At 68.1% G+C, this 21,886-nt stretch carries 17 protein-coding genes; 10 read left to right on the forward strand and 7 right to left on the reverse strand.

Going from position 1 to position 21,886, the window contains the following annotated elements; genetic code table 11:
- Positions 1-34: 34 nt before the first annotated feature.
- A complete protein-coding gene (locus tag M0R89_RS19860; RefSeq protein ID WP_248652452.1) occupies positions 35-4,270 on the reverse strand; it encodes an Eco57I restriction-modification methylase domain-containing protein in 4,236 nt (1,411 codons plus the stop codon).
- 258 nt (positions 4,271-4,528) lie between these two features.
- On the opposite strand from M0R89_RS19860, the gene M0R89_RS19865 reads away from it, so the two are divergent.
- Entirely contained in the window at positions 4,529-5,506 is a 978-nt protein-coding gene (locus tag M0R89_RS19865) for an IS1595 family transposase (RefSeq protein ID WP_248652453.1), read from the forward strand.
- Positions 5,507-5,584: 78 nt separating this feature from the next.
- On the opposite strand, the gene M0R89_RS19870 is transcribed toward M0R89_RS19865, so the two are convergent.
- Entirely contained in the window at positions 5,585-5,782 is a 198-nt protein-coding gene (locus tag M0R89_RS19870) for a hypothetical protein (protein WP_248652454.1), read from the reverse strand.
- An 84-nt stretch (positions 5,783-5,866) separates the two neighbouring features.
- Positions 5,867-6,586: a DICT sensory domain-containing protein gene (locus tag M0R89_RS19875; RefSeq protein ID WP_248652455.1), complete on the reverse strand. Its 720-nt coding sequence runs from the start codon at positions 6,584-6,586 to the stop codon at positions 5,867-5,869.
- Between the two features lie 135 nt (positions 6,587-6,721).
- On the opposite strand from M0R89_RS19875, the gene hemH reads away from it, so the two are divergent.
- The 3 genes from hemH to M0R89_RS19890 are packed head-to-tail and all read left to right on the forward strand — an operon-like array spanning position 6,722 to position 10,781.
- Positions 6,722-7,786 (forward strand): ferrochelatase, encoded by a 1,065-nt coding sequence (gene hemH, locus M0R89_RS19880; protein WP_248652456.1) that lies wholly within the window; start codon positions 6,722-6,724, stop codon positions 7,784-7,786.
- Positions 7,783-9,090 carry a protoporphyrinogen oxidase gene (gene hemG / locus M0R89_RS19885; RefSeq protein WP_248652457.1) on the forward strand — a complete coding sequence of 436 codons (1,308 nt, stop codon included), beginning with the start codon at positions 7,783-7,785 and terminating at the stop codon, positions 9,088-9,090. The genes hemH and hemG overlap by 4 nt, the downstream gene beginning before the upstream one ends.
- A gap of 56 nt (positions 9,091-9,146) precedes the next feature.
- A complete protein-coding gene (locus M0R89_RS19890; RefSeq protein WP_248652458.1) occupies positions 9,147-10,781 on the forward strand; it encodes a choice-of-anchor I family protein in 1,635 nt (544 codons plus the stop codon).
- 10 nt (positions 10,782-10,791) lie between these two features.
- On the opposite strand, the gene hemE is transcribed toward M0R89_RS19890, so the two are convergent.
- Positions 10,792-11,805: a uroporphyrinogen decarboxylase gene (hemE, locus tag M0R89_RS19895; protein ID WP_248652459.1), complete on the reverse strand. Its 1,014-nt coding sequence runs from the start codon at positions 11,803-11,805 to the stop codon at positions 10,792-10,794.
- 205 nt (positions 11,806-12,010) lie between these two features.
- Between hemE and M0R89_RS19900 the strand changes: the two genes are divergently transcribed.
- Both M0R89_RS19900 and M0R89_RS19905 read left to right on the forward strand, forming a co-directional pair.
- Positions 12,011-12,436 (forward strand): hypothetical protein, encoded by a 426-nt coding sequence (locus M0R89_RS19900; protein ID WP_248652460.1) that lies wholly within the window; start codon positions 12,011-12,013, stop codon positions 12,434-12,436.
- A gap of 212 nt (positions 12,437-12,648) precedes the next feature.
- On the forward strand, positions 12,649-14,217 hold the full coding sequence (locus tag M0R89_RS19905; RefSeq protein WP_248652461.1) for a glycosyltransferase: 1,569 nt from the start codon (positions 12,649-12,651) through the stop codon (positions 14,215-14,217).
- A 22-nt stretch (positions 14,218-14,239) separates the two neighbouring features.
- Here M0R89_RS19905 and M0R89_RS19910 read toward each other — a convergent pair whose 3' ends face one another.
- Complete coding sequence (locus tag M0R89_RS19910) at positions 14,240-15,418, reverse strand: AI-2E family transporter (protein WP_248652462.1); 1,179 nt, start codon at positions 15,416-15,418, stop codon at positions 14,240-14,242.
- A 31-nt stretch (positions 15,419-15,449) separates the two neighbouring features.
- Positions 15,450-16,262 carry a mycofactocin-coupled SDR family oxidoreductase gene (locus tag M0R89_RS19915; RefSeq protein ID WP_248652463.1) on the reverse strand — a complete coding sequence of 271 codons (813 nt, stop codon included), beginning with the start codon at positions 16,260-16,262 and terminating at the stop codon, positions 15,450-15,452.
- A 413-nt stretch (positions 16,263-16,675) separates the two neighbouring features.
- Here M0R89_RS19915 and M0R89_RS19920 point away from each other — a divergent pair, with 413 nt between their 5' ends.
- From M0R89_RS19920 to M0R89_RS19930, 3 genes are read left to right on the forward strand one after another with little or no spacing between them, the layout of a single operon-like run.
- Complete coding sequence (locus M0R89_RS19920) at positions 16,676-18,370, forward strand: methyl-accepting chemotaxis protein (RefSeq protein ID WP_248652464.1); 1,695 nt, start codon at positions 16,676-16,678, stop codon at positions 18,368-18,370.
- Complete coding sequence (locus M0R89_RS19925; RefSeq protein ID WP_248652465.1) at positions 18,363-19,097, forward strand: G protein-coupled receptor family protein; 735 nt, start codon at positions 18,363-18,365, stop codon at positions 19,095-19,097. The genes M0R89_RS19920 and M0R89_RS19925 overlap by 8 nt, the downstream gene beginning before the upstream one ends.
- 38 nt (positions 19,098-19,135) lie before the next feature.
- Positions 19,136-19,654 (forward strand): hypothetical protein, encoded by a 519-nt coding sequence (locus M0R89_RS19930; protein ID WP_248652466.1) that lies wholly within the window; start codon positions 19,136-19,138, stop codon positions 19,652-19,654.
- Between the two features lie 325 nt (positions 19,655-19,979).
- Here the strand turns inward: M0R89_RS19930 and M0R89_RS19935 are convergent, their stop codons facing one another.
- Positions 19,980-20,492, reverse strand: coding sequence for a hypothetical protein (locus M0R89_RS19935; RefSeq protein WP_248652467.1), 513 nt, complete (start codon positions 20,490-20,492; stop codon positions 19,980-19,982).
- A gap of 101 nt (positions 20,493-20,593) precedes the next feature.
- Between M0R89_RS19935 and M0R89_RS19940 the strand changes: the two genes are divergently transcribed.
- Complete coding sequence (locus M0R89_RS19940; protein WP_248652468.1) at positions 20,594-21,883, forward strand: glycosyltransferase family 4 protein; 1,290 nt, start codon at positions 20,594-20,596, stop codon at positions 21,881-21,883.
- Positions 21,884-21,886: the final 3 nt, after the last annotated feature.

A 21,886-nucleotide genomic window follows, 5' to 3' on the forward strand; every position in this document is an offset into this window, starting at 1 on the left:
CGACGCCGATTCGGGGGTTCTCCGCCGACCCGCGCTACCGCTCGGTCCACCGTCCTGCGCCGATTCCGTACAGCCGAGCGACGATTCCGTCGATGGTCCCTTCCAGCGCCGCGATTCGGTCGTCGAGTTCGTCGGCCTGCGCCCGGGTCTCCCGGTAGCGCGCCACGTCGTCGGCGACTCGCTCGGAGTCGGGCAGCGTCAGCGCCCGCAGGCGGTCGAGCAGGGAGTTGGTCGCGGTGGCGTGCTCGCGGAACCCCGCGAACCCCGCGCCGCGTTCGGCCGCGGCCGGGACGAACGCCTCGACCAGCGTACGCTCGGTCGGGTCGGGGTTCGGTATCCGCATCGCGGTCACGGAGTCGGTCTCGGCGTACCCCCAGCAATCGGTCTCGCGGTCGGTTTTGCGTCCGCTCTCGCGGTCCGCGCCCGCACCGTCCGAGGGCTTGTAACGCGCCGTCGCCGACAGCGCGAGCGCACCGGTCTCCTCCTCTCGGACCCGAACTTCGCCGAACCGAAGGTTCTCCCGGTCGGCGCTCGTCTCGGCGAGGACCGAGTCGCCGACGCCGCGAGCGGGGACGCACCGCTCGCCGAGGGTCGGCCCGGCCGCCGACTTCGCTCGCTGACCGAGGTAGTCCAGCACGTCGCAGTCGAGCGCGGTCCGCCGGTCGCGGGCCGCGCGGACGCGCTCCGTCAGGGTCGCTATCGCGGACTCGGGGCCCGGAGTCGGGTCTCCGAGTTCGCCTTCGACCCCGCGCTCCGCGAGGACTTCGGACACGTCGTCGGCGCCGACCGGCGCGTCCTCGGGGTCGGGCACCGGAATCCGCTCGGCGAACATCGGCTTGAACCGGAGGTAGTCGCCGCTGACGCGGGTGCCGCCGTACACCTGCCGGTAGTAGGTCGCCACCAACTCGGAGTTGAAGACCCCGAGCAGGTAGCGCAGCGAGCGGTCCGACTCCTCGCGTGACCGGACGACGTAGAGGGTGTTGAGCGCGTAGAACCCCGACTCGTCGTGGACCGCCGCGGGCCGGTCGCTGATGTCCCGGACGAGGAGTTTCTCGCCCTCGAAGACGTCCGGGCGCCGCAGGTCGGCGTACTCGCCGGGTCCGACCAGCGACTCGTCGTAGCGAATCCGCGACCCGTCCCAGTCGAGGCGGTATCGGTCGACCGATTTCCCGTCCACGACTTTCGGGCGGGAGTCGCGGCGCTCTCCGCCGTCGTCCTCGACCAGCAGTTTCTCGCGGACGTTCCCGGTGTGGACGCCCTCGGTCATCGTCGCGTGGTCGCCGAGGCGGTCGCACTCCGCCAGCGCGTCGGCCGCGAGGTCGGCGAAGTCGGGGGACACGCCGAGGGGAATCACCCGGCCGCCGAGCCGGTCCACGAGCGACCGGGGGACCGCGGTGGTCTCGGCGGCCGCGAGTCCCCGGTCCCCGTCCGGCCGACGGACGAGGATTTCGTCGTCTTCCTCGTCCGGGGCCGTCGCGTCGCCGTCGCCCGAGGTCGGCGCGTCGCCGTAGGTCACGACCACCGGATAGACGTCGGCGTCCGGGAACACGTCGAGGGCCGAGGCGTCGAGGACCTCCCGGAGTCCGTCGCGGTCGAGCAGGCGGTCCCGGAGCGCCCGCCCGTAGTCGGTCGTGGTCCACTTGTTCGGGACGACCAGCGAGACCCGGCGGCCGAGGTCGGCCGCGCGTTCCGCGAAGGGGACGTAGAGGTCGTAGGCGCCCCGCGCGGTGTCGTACTCCGCGCGGTAGTACTCCTTCGGGCCGTCGGGCAGCTTCCGACTCCTGACGTAGGGCGGGTTGCCGACCACGGCGTCGAACCCGGCCTCGTCCTCTGCCAGCGGCGACCCCTCGTCGTCGTAGAACGCCTCGGGGAAGGCGAGACCCCAGTGGAAGAAGTCGCGCTCGTCGGCGATTCGCTGGGCGTCGGCGAACCACGACCGGTCGGCGAGGTCGGCCCACCGCTCGGAGTCGGAGAGCGCCCGGCCGACGCGCTCGCGAGCGTCGTCGGGAACGTCGAGACCGAACCGCTCGGCGGTGCGGACGTTCGCCGTCGCGGCGAGTCGCCGCCGTCGGTCGTCTCGCCGAATCTCGTCGTACCGGCGCTCGGTCTCCTTCACGTCCGCGAGACTCTCGCTCTCGCCGGCGACGAACTCCCGGCGGGCGGCCGACAGGTCGCCCACGCCGTCCGCGCCCGCGGCCGTCTCGCGGGCCATCGCCTCGACTTCGGCCGCGTCGGTCCCGGCCAGCGCGTCGCCGCGTTCGAGGCGATGGTCGAGGAACGCCGGCGGCCTCCCGTCGGTCAGCGTCCGGAGCCACAGCGACATCTTCGCCAACTCGACCGCCGTGCCGTCGCTGTCCACGCCGTAGATGCACCGCCGGGCGACCCGCCTCCGCACTCGGTCGACGTCGGGCGGGTCGCCCGGTTCGGCCGCGTCGTCGTCGCTTCCGGTCTCCTCCGGGCGCTCGGCCATCGCGTTACGCGTCTGCGTCCGGTGGGCCTCCGAGATTGCCTTCGCGAGGTACTCGACCGTCTCGACGAGGAAGTGGCCGCTCCCCATCGCGGGGTCCAGCACCGAGAGGTCGAAGACGCGCTCGGCGAACTCGTCGGCGTAGTCGGGGCCCTCCGGGTTCAGGTCGCTCCGAATCTCGTCCAGCAGGGGTTCGAGCGCGCTCTCGACCGCGTACTCCACGACGAACTCGGGGGTGTAGTACGACCCCGTGGTCTTCCGCTCGCCGGTCCCGGTCGTCAGGTAGACGTCGCCGGGTTCGACGCGTTCGACGGCGGCCTCCGCGGGGGCGTCCTCGGCGGGGACCCACTCCTGCTCGCCGCCCTCCCGAACCGCCGCGAGCGGCCGGTCGGCGACGGCGAGGTCGTACTCCAGCAGGCCCTCGTAGATGCTGCCGAGGTGGCGCACGCCGAGCGACGAGTAGTCCACGAACGCCCGGCCGTCCCCGCGCGGACTCTCGCGACGGGCTAGCAGGTCCACGACTCGGGCGAGGTAGGTGTCGCCGACCGCACGTGAATCGAGGAACGCGGCCACTTCGCCCGCGTCGGGGTCCGACTCGAACAGGCCACCGTCGCACGCCGGTACGTAGAGGTCGTCGTCCGGGACGCCCGGCGACTCGCTCCCGCGGTCCACGAGCGCGAACAGGTCGTCGAGTCGGTCCCAGAGGGTCGTCTGCTGCGGCCGATAGGCGGGGTCCGGACTGTCGAGTTCGGCGGCGACGCGACGCTTGAGCGCGCTGAGGCTGTAGCGAGCGCGGTACCTCTCGTCGTCGGTGTCGAGCAGGTCACGGCCGTCGCTCTCGGCGTACAGCACGAAGACGAGGCGGTAGAGGTAGGTCAGCGACGCCTCGTAGACGGTGTCGAGGTCGTCCGCAGGTACGTCGTCAGCGTCCGCCACGAACCCCTGCGCGAGCAGTTCCAGCGCCTCGCGGACGTTCTCTCCGAGGTCCTCGCTCAGTTCCTCGGCGAAGGCGTTGCTCTCGCGGTAGACCCGCTCCACGAACGGGCGGTCCCCGGCGATACGGTTCGCGGGCGTCGCCTCGCTACCGGCGTCGCTCGCTCGTCGGTGGTCGTCTCCGCTTCGCTCTCCTCGCTCGCTCCGCCCGCTGTCCGCATCCCGGCCCCCGCCGAGAAACGCCTCGCGCCGGAAGAACAGGTAGAAGTACTTGAACGCCTCGCCGTCGCCGGTCTCCAGCAGGGCCGGCAAGTCTATCTCGTAGTACGAGTCGGGCTGATAGCCGGTCGGCCGGTAGTAGAGTCGCCACTTCCGGCCGTTCGTGAGGACGCCCCGGTCGAGTCCCGTCGCGTCGAGGGAGACGTGAATCCGATAACTCGGGTCGGTGCGCTCGCGGTCGGTGCTTCCGTCGAGCGACCGGTCCCACCGCTCCACGTCGGCGACAGCGAGCGCGTTCGCGTGGAACGACTGACCGCCGCGGCGGCGCTCGACGGCGTCCTCGCGGGCCTGCTCGCTCCCGAACAGGGCGTAATCCGGCCCGAGTCGCTCGCCGCTGGCGGGTCCCTCGACAGCGGTCGTCAGCCCCAGCGTCTCGAAGACCGGACCGACCAAGTTCTCGCGCACTCCCCGTTCGCTGTAGTCGGCAATACGGTCGGACTCGCGCCGATACCGGTCGCGAATCGACTCGTAGGCCGCCCGGACCTCGGTCTCGTCGGCCGCGGTCCAGTCGTCCGTCTCCGGGAGTCGCTCGTCGAGGTAGCGGTTCGAGAACAGGCCTCGGTTCGTCCGATACTTCGGTGTCCCCCTCATGATTCCGTAGTACGCGGTCGGAAACCAGCGTAGATCCGACCTAACTAATTAAAGCTAGTTGTCATTCTAGCTCCCTAACGACGGTCACAGGTAAAAATACAACGTCCGACTGATTCGGTACCCGGCCGATTTCCGCGTCGTGTCCGTTCGGTTCGCCTCAGAGCAATCTGCACGATTGGATACCATAACTACAGACGCTCTTGTGTAGAGCTACGGAAAGACCCTGTAGTTACACTGAGCCAGCTATAATCTGGGAGTATGTCTTCTGCTCAGCCGGCGTTCGGCGCGATGTTTCGAGAGTTGATCAAGCTGGGCGTCGTCGAGATCGACACCGAGCCGCTCGATGCGGGCATCGAGCGGCGACTCAAGGAATTCTGGGAGAATACATCCTGTCCACGGTGCGGGCACAACTCTGTTCAAACGTGGCCGCATCTCGACCGCGTTTGGTGTCGTAACTGCAACTTCAAGCCGGTCTACACCTACGGAACGCCGTTTCACGAGAAGCACCTCACCTGCGGCGAGGTACTTCTCGCGTTCACGCTCTACGCCGATACGTTGCTCAGTATCAACCAGATCGCGCCGTTGCTCGGTCGGGCCTACAAAACCGTTCACACGGCGATTCGAGAGGTGGAAGCCGCGATCCATCGCGGCTTCCCCGTCGTTTGGGGACTCCTCGACCAGACCATCGATGGACGGACGCAAGTTGACGAATCTGGCATAGTCTGTTCGGGGTATAAGGGACAAGAGCCGCCGCGAAACAGCCGTTCTCGCGGCGGCTCGTCCCAAACTGGCCGCTCACGTTGGCGGGGCCGCCACGGTGATCAGCTGACGCTCGTCGCGGCGTGCCGCGACTCGCTTCGCGTGATCCGTGGTCAACTCGGTATCGACTTCAGCGGTGATTTGGAGCCAGTGATTCGGGAGGCTGAAGACCTCTCCCAGCGGCTGGGAGAGGTCTGGACCGACGGACTCCAAGCCTACCGAGAGATGGACTACGATCACCGAACAGTCGTGCACAAAGAGAGATACGTCTCGCCAGACGGCGTCCATATTAACCAAGCTGAGTGCCTGTTTTCGCTCGTCCAGCCGTGGCTGCGGAAGTTCCGCGGCCTGTCCAAGCAGGGCTTGGAACAGGCCGCTCACACCTTCGGCATCATTCGGTCACTCAACCTAGCTGGTGAATCTATCGAGTCAGCCATTGATTGTCTCATTATCGGGGCTTTCCACAGTTCTACATAAGAGCGACTACAGAAATCTCTCGGAACTATCTATGAACACAAAAGAAATACAGAACCAACTACACGCACGCGTCCGCCGCTACCGCTCGCCGTCGGGCAGGCGCGACACGCGGACGGTCGGGAGCGACCCGAACAGGCGGTCGATGGCGTCGTCGGTCCCCGAAGCGCGTCCGCCGGTCGGTCGCCCCGCGGCGTCCTCGTCCGGTCTCGGCGCGGCGTCGCCGGACTCGCTGTTCGCGGCGTCGTCGGGTTTCGGGTCCGGGTCGTGGGCGGGCATGGGAAGACGAACGTCCCGCTGGCACTTGAAACCCGATTCCGACCCGTACGTGGCCCCACGAACCGGTCAGAGCGCTCCCGAGGGCTATTGAGCGCTCCCGTACTCCGCTCGAAGGTGGCCCAGCACGTCGCCGGTCAGCGACGAGTCGTAGGTCCAGAACCCGGCGAACTCGTTGGGGTCGTCCTCCGCGGCGAGGAGCGCGCAGTCGCCGCCCTCGGGCGCGTCGAAGGCGACGAACCACGCCCTCCGAATCTCGGGGGTGTCTCGGCCGTGGACGGTCAGCCACTCGGTCTCCGGGGGTCGCCAGTCGGGCACGCCGTACACGTGAACGCCCACGCCGCGGTCGGCGATTCGCTCGTAGAGCCTCCACTGCTCGCGCAGCAGCGACAGTCGCTGAAACCCCGAGTGGAGTTGGCCGCCGCCCGCGCGATACGCTTGCTCTTCGATTTCGCGCGAGGCCAGAATCATGCGCTGCTTGCCGTACGCGGTGAAGGTGGTGTCGCTGACGTGCCTGAGAACGTCTGGGACTTGGGTCGACTCGAAGTCGGTCGCGTCGAGCAGTCCCGACTCGAAGGTAACGGCCCGCCGGAGCGTTTCGAGGTCGGCGGCCGCGAGGAACTCGTCGCCGTCCTGTAACACGACGAAATCGTCCGGACCTTCGGGGAGCGTGGCCTCCTCGACGGCGACGTTCTGGACCTCGAAGTGTCGTTCGAGCGCCGCGACCGCGTTCGGGTCCGTCGGGTCGTAGACCCGCAGCGTCCGCCCGGTTCCCGTCACGTCCTCGATGATCGACGTGAGTGTCATTCGGTTGTCTGCAGAAGAAGTTGTACCGGGGAGTGTTAAAAGTGATAGGTCAGCGCGGAGACCGCTGCGCTCGTCGAGACGGCGCTTTCCCCCGCAAGCGACAGCTATTACATTACACTGTCCTAAGACCCGATTATGTCTACAGGAGTCGTGTTGCTCAACTTCGGTGAGCCTGCGGAACCGACCCGCGAGAACGTCGTCGCCTACCTCGAACGCATCTTCCTCAACAACGCCGCGCTGGAGGAGGCCGACACCGAGGAGGAGAAGCGAGAACGCGCCCGCCAACTCGCCGAGCGACGCGCGCCCGGCCTCATCGAGGAGTACGAGGAAATCGGCGGCTCCCCGCTGAAGCCCCAAGCCGAGGCCCAAGCCGACGCACTGGCCGACGAACTCGCCGAACGGGGCTACGACGCCGACACCTACCTCGGGATGCAGTTCACCGAACCGTTCATCGCCGACGCCGTCGAGGCCGCCCACGCCGACGACGTGGACCGACTCGTCGCCCTGCCCATTTACCCGCTCTGCGGTGCCTCCACGACCATCGCGGCCAACGAGGAACTCCGCGAGGCGGCCGACGACCTCGACTGGGACGTGCCGGTCGCCGAGATTACCGGCTGGCACCGCCACCCGCGCTACAACGAGATTCGCGCGGACAACGTCCGACGCTTCGCCGACGCTCACGGCCTCGACCTCCGCGACTCCGCGACCGAGCTCGTCTACTCCGCCCACGGTACGCCCCGCCACTACCTCGAAGAGGGGAGCCGATACGACACCTACGTCGAGGAGTTCTGCGACGTGGTCGGCCGGAAACTCGGCGTCGATTCCTACTCGCTGGGCTACCAGAACCACGAGAACCGCGACATCCCGTGGACCGAACCCGAGGTCGAGGACGTGGTCGAGGAACTGGGCGACGACGACTCCGTGGAGCGAATTGTAGTCGAACCCATTAGCTTCATGCACGAACAGAGCGAGACCCTCTCGGAACTCGACGACGAACTCCGCGAAGAGGCCGAGGAAGTCGGCCTCGACTTCTACCGCGTGCCCGTCCCCCACGACGACGACCGCTTCAAGTCCGTCCTCGGGGACCTCGTGGAACCGTTCGTCGGCGACTTCGACCCCGGCTACTACCAGTACCGCCAGTGTCAGTGTTCGGACTCGCCCGACGCGATGTGCCTGAACGCTCCCGTCGAACGCATATGACGACCGGCGAGCGCTCGCCGGAGTCGGTCGGCATCGTCGGCGCCGGCATCACCGGCCTCTCGCTGGCCCACTACCTCGCCGACCGCGACGCGGAGTTCACCCTGTTCGAGGCCGCGGCCGAACCCGGCGGCGTCGTCCGGAGCGACCGGGTCGACGGTCACATCCTCGAACGCGGACCCCAGCGCGTCCGGCGCACCGAACACGTCGAGGGCATGATTCGGGACCTCGGCCTCGAATCCGAGGTCCGGACCGCCGACCCCGACCTCCCCGTCTGCGTCTACGCCGACGGCGAGATTCGGCCCGCGCCCTTCTCGGTCGAGGGGTTCGGCGAGACCGACCTCCTGTCTGCCGAGGCAAAGCGTCGGGTCCTCGCGGAACCGTACACCGACCCCGCCGACCCCGACGAGACGGCGGCCGAGATGTTCGTCCGTAAGTTCGGCGACGAGACCTACCGGAACCTGCTCGGTCCCCTCTTCGGCGGCACCTACGGGTCGGACCCGGCCGAGATGCCGGTCGGCCACGCGCTCTCGGGCCTCGTGAAACTCGAAGCGCGTCACGGAAGCCTCCTCAAGGCCGCTATCGCCCGCACTATGGGCGGCCGCGACACGCCTCCGGCCATCTCGTTCGACGAGGGCCTCCAGCGACTCCCCGAGGCGCTGGCCGACGCTCACGCCGAGAACGTCCGCTTCGAGACGCCCGTGACCGCGGTCCGAGCGGACGACGACCGGGGATACGAACTCGAAACCCCCGACGGGACCGAGTCGTTCGACCGCGTCGTCCTGACGACGCCCGCGGACCTCACGGCCGACCTCGTGGTCGACCTCGCGCCCGAGTCGGCCGACGCGCTCCGCGAGTTGCACTACAATCCGCTCGCCATGGTCTACCTCCGGACCGACCTCGACGCGGCGGGCGTCGAACCGGCGCTCGGCTATCAGGTCGGCTTCGACGCCGACCTCCGGACCCTCGGCGTCTCGTGGAACGCGAGCATGTTCGACCGCGGGGTGGTCACGGCCTTCCTCGGCGGGATGCACGACCCCGCGATACTGGACGAGAGCGAGGACCGGATGGGCGAGATTGCGGCCTCGGAGTTCGAGGCGGTCACGGGTGCCGAGGCGGAGGTCGTAACCGTGAACGTCCTCCGCCGGGGATTCCCGGCTTACGACGACTCGTGGGACGCAGTAGAGCGCGTCGAACTACCCGAGGGCGTCCGACTGGCGACCAACTACACCGCGCGGATGGGCGTCCCGAGTCGGATTCGAGAGGCCGAGAGCGTGGCCGACGACCTCGCCGCCGCGCTGACCTGACGCGCGTAATCCGCTTCGGCGAGAACCTTCTACACGGACGTTCCCTTAGCACCTCTGTGACCACACCGTTTCCGGCGGGAACCGGCGGGAAGAGCGGTATCGTCCTCGAACAGGTCGGCCGATACGAGTCCGGGCAGTTCGCCGAGGACGCGGCCGAAATCGTCGCCACCAGCGCCGACTCGGACTACCTGTTCGTCGTGAACGCCGAGGTCCCCGGCGTGGACGTGCTGGACGCGACGGACCCCGCCGACCCCGAACGCGTGGACCGGATTTCGGTCGCCGAAGCGTGGCCCGACGTGGCCGAGGTGACCAACGTCGCGTTGAAAGACGAGGTTCCGGTCGGCGACCGAGAAACCACCGTGCTGGCCGTCTCTGCGGTCGCGGAGGCCGCCGACGCGAACGGCCGGGTCCTCTTCTACGACGCCGCGGACCGCTCGAACGTCGGGAGCGCCGAGGTCGGCGCGACTCCCGACGCGGTGAAGTTCACGCCCGACGGAAGCCGCGTTCTGACCGCCGACTCGGGCGAACCGAGCGACGACTACGAAATCGACCCGCCGGGGACGGTGAGCGTGGTGGACGTCCGGGAGGGCGCAGACGCCGCCTCGGTCGAGCAGGCGGATTTCGCCGAGTACGACGGCCGCGAGGATGAACTTCGCGACCGAGGCGTCCACGTCTTCGGCCCGAACCCCACCGCATCGACCAACCTCGAACCCGAGTATCTGACCGTCGCCGACGACGGCGAGACCGCCTACGTCGTCCTGCAACTCAACAACGCCCTCGCGGAGGTGGACGTCGAATCGGCCACCGTCGAGGGGATTCGCGCGCTCGGCTACAAGAATCACGACGAGACCGGCAACGAACTCGACGCCAGCGACGTGGACCGCCTCTGCATCCGCAACTGGCCCGTCTACGGGATGTACCAACCCGACGCCATCGTCGCCTTCGAGTCGGACGGCGAGACCTACCTCGCCACCGCCAACGAGGGCGGGATGCGCGACTCGGAGGGCTACAGCGAGGTCACTACGGTCGCAGACCTCGATTTGGACCCCGAAGCCTTCGACTGCGGCGCGATTCCGGGGGTCGAGAGCGTCGGCGACCTCCAGAAGTCGGAACACCTCGGGAATCTCCTGACGACGGAGGCGCGCGGCGACGTGGACGGCGACGGTCGCCACGAGGAGATTTACGCCTTCGGCGGCCGGTCGTTCGCCATCTGGCGGCCCGACGGGACGCTCGTCTACGACAGCGGGGCCGACTTCGAACTCCTCGAAGCGATTCACCATCCCGAGTACTTCAACGCCGACGGCCTCGAAAACGTCCCGTTCGCCCAGAGTACGGTCAAAGGGCCCGAACCCGAAGGTATCGCGGTCGGGGACGTCGGCGACCGGACCTACGTCTTCGTCGGACTGGAGCGCATCGCCAGCGTCGTGGTCTACGACGTGACCGACCCGGCCGACCCCGCGTTCGTCCAGTACGTCAACAACCGGAACTTCGACGTGGACCCCCAAGCGGTCGAGAACGGCCCGGCCGACCCCCGCGACGTGGGTGACCTCGGGCCGGAGGGCGTGACCTTCGTCCCCGCTTCCGCGAGTCCGGTGGACGCTCCTCTCGTGGCGGTCGGCAACGAACTGAGCGGGACCACGACGCTCTACCGGGTCCACGCGCTACGAGAAGCAGAGGGGTCGGGAGAGTAAGCGGTCGCTCCTACTCCCACTCCCACTCCTTGGCCGTCTCCACGAACGCCTTCGCGTTCTCGACTGGCGTCTCGCGGTCGATACCGTGCCCGAGGTTCAGAATGTGGCCCTCGGGGCCGGCCTTCTCGATGACCTCCGCGGTCTTCTCGCGGACGAACGCCTCGTCGCCGAGCAGGTAGGCGGGGTCGAGGTTGCCCTGCACCGGCGCGTCGACCAACTGCTCGCGGGCGTCGGCCAAGTCCACGGTCCAGTCGAGGCTGACCACGTCCGCGCCCGACTCGGCCAGCAGGTCCAACTTGCCGCCGGGGTTCCGGGCGAAGACGACCGTCGGCACGTCGCACGACTCGAAGATGCGCCGGTGGAGCGGTTGGACGAACTCCCGGTAGTCGTCGGGCGTCAGGAGTCCGGCGTAGGTGTCGAACAGTTGAATCAGGTCCGCGCCAGCCTCGACCTGATACTCGACGTAATCGACCACCACGTCGGCGAAGCGTTCGAGCAGACTCCGGAACGCCTCGGGGTACTCGACGCGGAACCGCCGGATGGGTTTCTGTTTCTTGCCCGCTGGCTGTCCGGCGACGGCGTAGGCCGCGAGGGTGAACGGCCCGCCGGCGAATCCGATGATGGAGGTCCGGTCGCCGACGCTGTCTTGGAGTCGCCGGAGGAGCGCGCCGACGTAGTCAAGTTCTTCGCGCACGTCGGCGTGTCCGTCGGGTACCTCCGAGGGCCGGGTCACGGGGTTCTCGATGACCGGTCCGGTCCCGCTCTCGATGTGGTAGTCGAGTCCGAGCGGTTCGAGGACGGTGAGGATGTCGGAGAACATCACCAGTCCGTCGGGTTCGAAGCGGTCCCACGGCAGGAGGGTGATGCGCTCCGCTATCTCGGGGGTCGAGATGGCCTCCTTGAACGTGTAGTCCTCCCGAATATCGCGGTACTCGGGGATGTACCGCCCGGCCTGTCGCATCAGCCACACCGGCGGTCGCTCGGTTCGCTCGCCTCGGGCCGCGCGGACCAGCAAATCGCTCATTACCCCGGGGTTGGGACGGCGGAGGCTAATGGTTTCGGAATCGCGTCTATCGGGAATCGCCGGCTAGGAGTTCGAATTCCGTGGACAACCGCGACGACGGCACTCGGAATCCGATGGAAGGAACACCGGAACGTATGCCTCCGAAGTCTCGCGCGGACTTATCAGAAGGACTTTCGGCTCCCACTTAGAATGTAACCAGTATTCCATGTCTTGGTCGCGCCGACAGATTCTCGGACTCGGCGGTCTCTCCACTCTGGCGGGACTCGCTGGCTGTGCGTCGGTATCGTTGACCGGGACGCTGGGGTTCAGACTCCGTAACTACACGAGTGCGGCCTACGATGCCACAGTCGAAATTCGACTGGCCGGGCAGACGACCTTCGAGCGGACGTTTCAGCTACCGAGCGCAAGCAGTGCAGACCCATACGTCTATACGGAGACCGACGCCGTCTCGAATATCCCGAGCGGGATGTCGTACACCGTCTCCCTGTTCCTCGATGGGACCGAGGTACGCACTCACGAGGCGACCATGGACTGTACGGACCGCGACTCGCAACGGATGGACGAGGAAATCGACATCAATATCGGGTTCGGCGGGGACGAGACCGTCGAAATAGCCGACACTCAGTGCTGAGTTTACACCACGCCTCTATCGAGTTCGGTGATTGGCTCGGACGCGATTCCGCCGAAAGGGACCGCATTGCTGTCCGCAGAAAGGGACCGCATTACTGTTCGCAGGGAGCAGTTCGTAGCTGTTGTTCCCACCGATAGCCCTCCGGAACGGCCGAGACGTTCAAACTCCTCGCTACCGTTTTCACCGTCTACGCAACCGAACAGGTGGTCTCGATGCGCGTTCTCATCGTTCCCGAACTCTACCGCCCCGACGACCCGAGCGCGAACGGCACCCTCGGCGACGCCGCGACGTGGGTCCGGGGGTGGCTCGACCGCGACCCCGCGATGCACGTCTACTGGCTGGTCCCGCCGAGCGTGCCCGACGAGGCGATTCTGGCCGACCGCGAGCGGGTGACGGCGATACGGGCCGAACCGTTCGGTTCCGCCGACGCCGGTTCGGACGCCGACCCGCCCGCCGCGGACGACAACCCGCCCGTCGCGGACGCCAATCTATTCACCGAGGGCGGGTACAGTTGGGCCGAACTCGCCGCCATCGAGCGCGAAATCTACGACCGCGGGGCGTACCTCGACTGCGTGGTGGACCAGCGCCGGACCGGCCGGTTCGACCTCCGGAAGTGGCTCTGCCGCCAGACCGACCGGTGGGCGGCCGACGTCGCTCCCTTCGAGGTTATCGCCAACGTCCACGACCTGCAGGTGCCGTTCAAGTACCGCTACTGCGACCACCGCGACGAGTTCCAGAGTCGCATGGAGATGGCCGCGGCGGTCTTCTCGGACGGCATCTGGTTCAAGGCCGGAGCGGACGCCGACCGACTCCGCGAGTACGCCACCGAGGTCCTCCGGCCCGCGGTCGTAGAATCGGCCGTCGACGACGCCCTCGAAACCGGCAGTCCCATCGACTTCTCGGGGTTCGAGGAGTCGTACGCCGACGAACCCCGGTATCTCCACCTCGCGGGGTCGCTCTGGGACAAGAAGTGCGCCGACAGACTGCTCGCCGTCGGCGAGCGCCTCCACGACGAGTTCGGAATCGAGACCCTGCTGACCAGCATGGAGGCGATTCCCGAGGAGTACGCCGCCCCCGAGTGGGTCGAGGCCCGCCCCGAGGCCGACCGCGAGACCTACGAGCGCGCGCTGTCGCGGGGCGACCTCGCGGTCTGCGCCAGCGAATACGAGACCATGGCCCGGACGCCCTTCGAGCAGGCCGCCAGCGGGCAGGTCCTCGTGGTCCGCGACGAGCCGTGGATTTACGACTGCGTGCCCGAGGACTACCGGTTCGCCCGCGACGCGGACGAACTCGGGGACGCGGCGGTCGAAGCGGTCGAGGACTGGGACGAAGCGGTCGCGGAGAACCGCCGACTCGTGGCCCGCGTCGAACGCGTCCGGAACCCCGACCGGTCGGCCCGCCGGACCCACGACGACCTCCGAGCGCGCGTCGAGCGAAAGCGAGAGCGGTACGACCTCGACTCGACCGACGCGCCGGTGCGGGCCGCGCTCGCGGACGACTCCACGAGCGCGGACGCGCCCTCGCAGACTCGTTCTCGGGCAGAAGCGCGTTCGCCCTCACGGACAGAACCGCGTTCGCTCGCGTCCGTAGACGCGAGCGACGACCGCCCTCGCGTCGTGGACTTGAACGCGCTCCGAGCGCACACCGCCGACTACACCGACGACGGCGCGCCCGCCACCGCCCGGCAGGACTACGCGCTGGCCGACCTCGTGTACGCGCTCCGGTCGCTCGGCTACCGAGACGCCGGAAACCCGGGAACGCCGGTGTTCGTCCGAGAGTAACGTCGGCCGGCTGGGCCGACGACTACGCCGAGGCCGCCTCGTCGTCTTCCTCGTCCTCGTCGCCGAGGTCCCCGAGGTCCCGCGCGCCGAGCGAGGGCGCGGCGTCCACGTCCGGCGTCAGGTCGTCGCCGTGAATCAGGTCGGTCACGACGATTCGAACCGCCTGAATCACCAGCACGAAGAACAGCGGGAGCAGGAAGAAGCCGTACCACCCGAACAGCATCGGGCCGAGGATGTACGCGAACATCATGACGCCCATGTGAATCTCGTTGCCCGAGATGTAGGGCTGGAGGAACGTCTGCGGCAGGATGTCGAGGACGAGGAACGACACCACCAGCAGGCCGATGGGGTATATCATGGCCGCGCCGCCGGTTCCGGCCGCGACCCACGCGAGGTAGCCGACGAGAGGCACGTAGACGATTTTGCCGACGACGAGCGGGACGAGGCTGGCGACGCCCGTCAGGAGGGCCAGCAGGATGGCGAACGGGATGGTCAGCGCCGGAGGCGCGAGGAAGTTGAAGCCGTAGTAGACGAGCGCCGCGAGAATCGCCATCGTGAACACGAACAGGACGTTCCCGAAGAAGACGGTCTCCAGTTCGTCGTCCACCGCGTAGGCGTAGGCGTGGGCGGCCGACCCCGGCGAGGCCACCTCGTCGCGGAACCACGCCGCGATGCGGTCGTCGTCCCGCAGGAGGAAGAACGCGAACCCGAAGGACAGCGACAGGAGGACGAGGGCTCCGAGGACCGCACCGAGCGCGGTCATCGCGGCCTGCACCACCTGTCGGATTCGCTGGGCACTCAGCGACCCCACCTTCGAGGGGTTTTCGAGGAGCGTTTGGACGAGGCTCTGCTGGTTCGCCGTGAGTTGGTTCACGTTCAGGAGCGGCGCGAGCAGGCCGCTCCCCGGCATTCCAGACAGCGAGGCGACGTCGCGAAGTCCGGCCAAGAGGACGTAGCCCACGACGAGCAGTATCGGCGTCACGATGCCCGCGAGCGTCAGTCCCGCCGCGAGACCGTCGTTGTCGACGTAGTCGCTCACGCGGTCGCAGATGGGCCGCGAGGCGTAGTAGAGGAACACGCCCAGCACGAACATCCCGACGAACGAGTAGCCGACGTAGACGACGCCGACCGCCAGCGCGAGCAGATAGAGCCACCACGCGATGCGATTCCGGTCGCGGTCGAGAAACTGGTTCCAGTTCACGAGTGTGGTCTCCCGAAGCGTGTCGCGTCGGTCAAATCGCGGTCGCTCCCGCGGCCACCGGGAGTCCGATGCCGGTGACGAACCGGGCGTCGTCGCTCGACAGCCACATGAACGCCGCGCTCACGTCCTCCGGTTGGACGATTTCGCCCAGCACGTTGTCCGGCCCGGACTGCTCGGCGACTTCGGCCATCTCCTCGCCGATGGACTCCACGATACCGCCGGTCATCGGGGTGTCGACCGCCGAGGGACAGACCGCGTTGACCGTGATGTCGTACTGGGCCAACTCCATCGCCAGCGTCTTGGTCAGTCCCAGCACCCCGTGCTTGGCCGCGGTGTAGTGGCCCAGTCCCGGCGAGGCGACCATCCCGGCGGTCGAGGAGGTGTTGACGATGCGCCCGCCCTCGCCGCGGTCTATCATGTGCGCGCCGACGTGCTTCGCGCAGAGCCACATCCCCTTGAGGTTCACGTCGAGCGCGTGGTCCCACGTCTCCTCGTCCAACTCCATCAGGCCCGAGACGGGCGCGACCCCGGCGTTGTTGGCGAGGAAGTCGATGCGCCCGAACTCCGAGACGGCGTGTTCGACGCCCGCCTCGACCTCGGCCTCGTCGGACACGTCCATCTGGACGCCGAGCGCGCGCTGACCTCGCTCCTCGACCTCTCGAACGGTCTCGTCGAGTTCGGTCTCGTCGCCGAGTTCGTAGGTCGACTCGTCGGTCGTCTCGCAGATGTCGGCACACACCACGTCGGCCCCGTTTTCGGCGTAGTGGAGCGCGTGCGACCGTCCCTGTCCGCGCGCCGCACCGGTGACGAACGCTACCTTGCCGTCGAAGTCGTACTCCGCCATGTCTGCTACACACGCACGAGAGCGAAGGGTAAAACGCTGTTCGCCGTCTTCGCCGAGATTCCGAGGATACGTCCCGCTACTCGGGGGTCCCGGGAAGACGAATCGGTGACGAACGACGCCCGCCGAGTGCGATGCAGTCCGACCGATGGGTGCGGAGTCGCGGCGGTGCCCTCTCGCATTCGCTCTCGCTCTCTCTATCCTGCTCACACTATCTCCTATCTGCACTCTCGCACTCGGGCGAACTCATAAATTACGATACACGAACTTCGTCGGGGATGTGGTTTACGAACGAAAGGCTGGGAATTAACGGAGAAAGTGCCCCGTGTGGCACTCTTAGCCCTCGACGGAGCGATTATTCTTACTGATACTGGCGTCCAAAGATATAAACTTGGTAACTCAAAAGACGGGTCGTAATGACGATACGTTCGCCTCGCGAGTGGATTTCCAGAAAGTACAGTCGTCGCATCGGCGCGGCGCTGTTCGTTACGCTCGTCGCCACGATGGCGTTCGGCGTCCTGTTCGCGCTTGACGCGGCGCGCGGCGGCGAGGGGGTCCGAGCGGTCGCCGGAACGCTGTTCGTCCTCGCGCTTCACGTCGGACTGCTCGGCATCGTTCTCGGCGGCAGCGTCGGCGTGGAACTCCGCACCCTGACCGACGCCGCCGAGGCCATCGAGGAGGGTGACCTCGACGTGTCGCCCGAGAGCGACCGCAGCGACGAGTTCGGGCAACTGGCGTCGTCGTTCGACACCATGCGGCGGTCGCTCGACGAGGCGTTCGAGGAGTCGGAGGCCGCCAGAGAGGACGCCGAGAGCGCCCGGAAGCGGGCCGAACGCGCGAAGGAGGAGGCCGAGCGCGCCAAGCGCGAGGCCGAGGAGCGAAACGACCGCCTCCTCGAACGTGCATCGGAAATCGGCGACGCGATGTCGTCGGCCGCGGACGGCGACTTCACGCACGAACTCGACACGGGCGGCGACATCGAGGCCATCGAACGCATCGGCGACGCGTACGACGAGATGGCCGAGTCGCTGTCGGGGACCGTCGAGGAGATACTAGACTTCGCCGCCGAGGTCGAACGCGCCAGCAACGCCGTCGCGGACGACGCGGCCGAGGTCGAGGCGTCTCACGAGGCGCTCGCGGGCGACATCCGCTCGCTGGCCGACGCCATCACCGACCAGACCGACCAACTCCAGAGCGCGGCCGAGGAGGCCAACGACCTCTCGGCGACCATCGAGGAGGTCGCTTCGACCACCGACGAGGTTGCGGGTCGGGCCAGCGACGCGGCCGAGGTCGGCGAGGCGGGCGCGGAGCGCGCGACCGAGGCGGTCGAGGCCATCGAGGGAATCGAGGACGCCGTCGCGGGACTCGGCCGCTTGGTCGACGAACTCGACGACCGCATGAACGAGGTCGAATCGACGACCGACCTCATCGACGACATCGCCGAACAGACGAACATGCTCGCACTGAACGCCAACATCGAGGCCGCCCACGCGGACGCCGACGGCGACGGGTTCGCCGTCGTCGCCGACGAGGTCAAGCAACTCGCGACCGAGACCCAGGAGGCCATCGACGAAATCGAGGGGATAGTCGACGGCGCTCGCGGCGACGTCACCGACGTCACCGAGGAGATGGCCGCCACCAGAACGCGAATCGACACGAGCGTCGACACCGTGACCGCGACCGGCGACACGCTACAGGAGTTGACCGACACGGTCGTCGACGTGGACGACGCCATGGTGGAGATAAGCCGCGCGACCGACGACGGCGCGGCCGCGACCGAGGAGGTCGCCGCGGCGGTCGAGACCGTCCGCGAGGCCGCCACCGATGTCGCCGACCGCTCGCACGAACTCGCGGCGACGGCCGACGAGACGGTCGAGACCATGGGCGACGTGCGCGAACGCGCCGACGCCCTCGCCGACCGGACCGAAGACCTGCGTTCGATGCTGACCGCGTTCGAGACGCGGGACGCCGACGTCGGCGGTGTGGGCGACAACTCGGACGGCGGTACGGGCGGCGACTACGACGGCGGACCGGACGACGGTTCCGGCCAGTCGACCGACGAGTCACTCCGCGCCGGTCCCGGCGCGCTCGCGGGTGGTGACGATGATTAGCGAGTCGCTCCTCTACGCGGTCGCGGGCGGCGCGTACGTCGCGACCCTCGTCGTGCTGGTCGCGTGGCTTCGGAACGTTCCGACTCACCTCCGGCGGTACTGTCACCTCCTGCTGGTCGTCGTGGGTCTCGGCGGGGCGGCCAGTTTCCTCGCGTCCGCCGGCGTCGGCGGCGTCTCGGTCGGCGGACAGACGGTCCTCCTCCCGACGTTCGTCAACGACGCGGTCGCCTACTCGGTGCTGTGGTTCGTCACCGCGATGCTGGCGCGCGTCTCGCGCCGGATGCTCGCGGTCGTCACTGCGCTCCCGTTCCTGCAGGTCGTGGCGTTCCAGTTCGGCACCCCGATGGGCGGTCTGATAGCGCTCGCCTCGACGGCGGTCGTCATCGGCGGTCACCTCGTCATCGCGTACCTGTTCGTGGGTCCCATCTGGCGGACCGCGCAGGCGCTTCCCGACGAGCGGCGACTGCTCCACTGGAAGTCGCGCAACCTCCTGCTGTTCCTCATCGGGATGCTCATCGTGTTCGCCTTCCTCTCGCTGGCGGGCGCGTTCACGACGTTCGGCGCGCAGGTCCTCAACCAGTACATCTCCGTGCTGATTCGGGTCGGCTTCGCGGGGTTCCTGTTCGTCAACGTCGACGCGCTCGACGCCGAAGACGGGCGGAACGCGACCGGGAGCGCCTCCTCGCTCGCCGACCGGGCGAGTCCGGGCCCGGACGCCGCGGACTGACCCGCCGCGCCTAAGCGGTTCGGACGCCTACTCCTCTCATGGTCAACGCCTTCTGGCTGGACCGCGACCTCGACCAGACGGCGCGGTGGCTGGTGGACTCGCACGTCCTCTCCTCGGTCTTCGAGAACGCGATGGTCCTGACGACGGCGGTCCAACTGAACGGCTACCCGGAGTCCGAAGACCTCTACTACACGCACGCCGACCACCCGCTCACGCGGTGGGCCGCCGCCCACCTCGACAACTGGGAGTACCTCCGGGCGTACGCCGCGGCCGCTCACGAGGAGTGGCGCTACCGGTGGGACCACCCGCCTGAGAAGACCCACGGGAGTTGGGCCACCGTCGAGTCGCTGGACGAGTCCCTCCTCGCGGGCCTCGACTGGCCGGGCGAACCGGGCGACCCGCCGCAGGTCACGGGCGAGTGGCACGCCGACGACTACGTGGAGGCGTATCGGCTCTACTACGCCAACGAGAAGCGCGACCTGTTCGAGTGGTCGAAGGACCGGACCGCGCCGCCGTGGCTGGACGAGTACCGCCGGGATTCAGAGCAACCTCTGTAATCTGAAGAGGTGGATATATATTTTTCTACAGCTGCTGTAGATATTTATTCAAATGGCATATATGGCTCAGTTGTGATTGCTTCGGGCGGCGACGCTGACCGCACCAATTGCCCGACTAGCTATCGCCCGACGCCTATCAGACCGCAACCGCACCGCAGACTGCGCCCGTTCCCCGCCGCCGCTCGCGTCGCTCGCTCGGCGTGCGGCGTGTCCTGTGGGACGTGCAGATTCGCGGGACTGGCGGAGCGTGGTAATTCTCGAAACTGGCGGAGAGCGTCGTTTGGCGAGACTGGTCGAACGGAAAAGTTACGAAATCGGGAACGGCTCAGTCGTCCGCCGAGGCGCCGTCGGACGGCGATTCGTCGTCGCCGTCGCTGCCCACGCCGTCGCGGTTTACCGGCGGCCGACCGCCCGCGGGAGCGTCGCCGAGGAGCGCCCGGTGCCCGGCGGCGACGGCGTAGAGACCGACGACGCCGAGACCGGCGCCCGTGAGCGAACTGGCGAGCGCGGAGGCGGTGGACGACGGTCCGTACGCGTACGTCGCGCCGTCGAGGGCGTACACCGCTACCGCGCCGACGAACCACGCTCCGGCGGGGAGCGCGAGGCGGGCGTTCTGATAGAGGATAGCCGTCACGCTGTCGGTCGCCGGGGGAAGAACCTCCGACGAGAGCGAGACGCCGCGCAACACGACGAAGAGCGCGGCCATCACGACGCCTGCGCTCCCGACGGCCCCGCCGGCGTTCTGTAACTGAGCGACGACCGCTAATAGGTTCCAGAACAGCAGTATCACGGCGACCGGAACCGCTTCGAGGGCTAATCGCTTCGGGGATTCCAACATGTCCGACGCCTCTGCCTCCCAGTAGTTAAATTATCCTACTGGCGAGCCGAACTCCCCGCTTCGGCCGTCGCGCATTAGTCCGTCTCCGCCGTCGTCCCTCCATGCACCTCCTCGTGGCCGCCCACGACTTCTACCCGGACCCCGGTTCGGGCGGCACCGGTCGATACGTCTACGAGACGACGACCCGACTCGCCGACCGCGGGCACGACGTGTCGGTCCTCACGCGCCGCCGCGGCGACGTGCCGTCGCGCGAGACGATTGGCGGCGTCCGGGTCGCGCGCTACGACCTCGAAGTCGCCGAGCGCTCGGCACCTGCAATCGCCCGCCAACTCCCGACCGCCGTCCGGGCGGTCCGCGACCACCTCGACGCCCTCCCCGACCCCGACCTCCTGAGTTTTCAGGGCACCGTCACCGACCCGCTGGCCGACCTGCTGGTCGCCGACGACGTGCCCCGGAGCGCCACGTTCCACAGTCCGTGGCCGACCGAGTACCGCATCCGGGCCGGCCACGAGGCCGACGGGACTGGTCGCGGGTTCGACCGGTCGGCCCCGCGTCGCAGACTCAACGCCGCGCTCCGCGAGCGAATCGAGCGCCGAACCCTCGCCGAGTGCGAGCAGGTCCTCGCGCTGAGTCGGTTCATGGCCGGGACGCTGCGCGAGGTCCACGGTCCGGTCGCCGACCCCGAAATCGTCCCCGGCGGCGTCGATACGGAACGCTACCGCCCGGACGCGGGCGTCTACGGACCGATGGCCGACGGTCGGCCTCCGACCGAACCCGACGCGATGGTGGACGGCGGCGCGGCGAGCGAGTCCGGCACCGACTTCCTCACGGTCCGTCGCCTCTCGCCGCGGATGGGCCACGGGATGCTCCTGCGCGCGTTCCGTCGGGTCGTCGAGTCCGACGGCGCGCCCGCCGACGCCGGACCGCACCTCTACGTCGCGGGCGACGGTCCGCTCCGGGGGGAACTGGAGCGTCTCGCGGCCGACCTCGGCATCGCCGACAGCGTGACGTTCCTCGGCTACGTGCCCGACGACGACCTGCCCGGAGCGTACGCCGCGGCCGACTGCTTCGTCCTGCCGACACGCGAGTTGGAGGGGTTCGGTCTCGCGACGCTCGAAGCCCTCGCGTCGGGCACGCCCGTCGTCGCCACTCCGGTCGGCGGGACCACGGAAATCCTCTCGAGCCTGCGCGGCGACGACCGGATTCCGACCGAGATGGTCGTCGAGTCGGTCGACGCCGACTCGCTGGCCGAGCGCATGCGAACGTGGGCCGCGCTCTCGCCCGCCGAGCGCGCGGACGCGGGCCGGGCCTGCCGCGACCACGCCCGACGGAACTACACGTGGGACTCGACGGCCGACGCGCTGGAAGCGAAATACCGCGAACTCGTCTGAGAA

Origin of the sequence: Halorussus limi (assembly GCF_023238205.1) — an archaeon.
GTDB lineage: Archaea > Halobacteriota > Halobacteria > Halobacteriales > Haladaptataceae > Halorussus > Halorussus limi.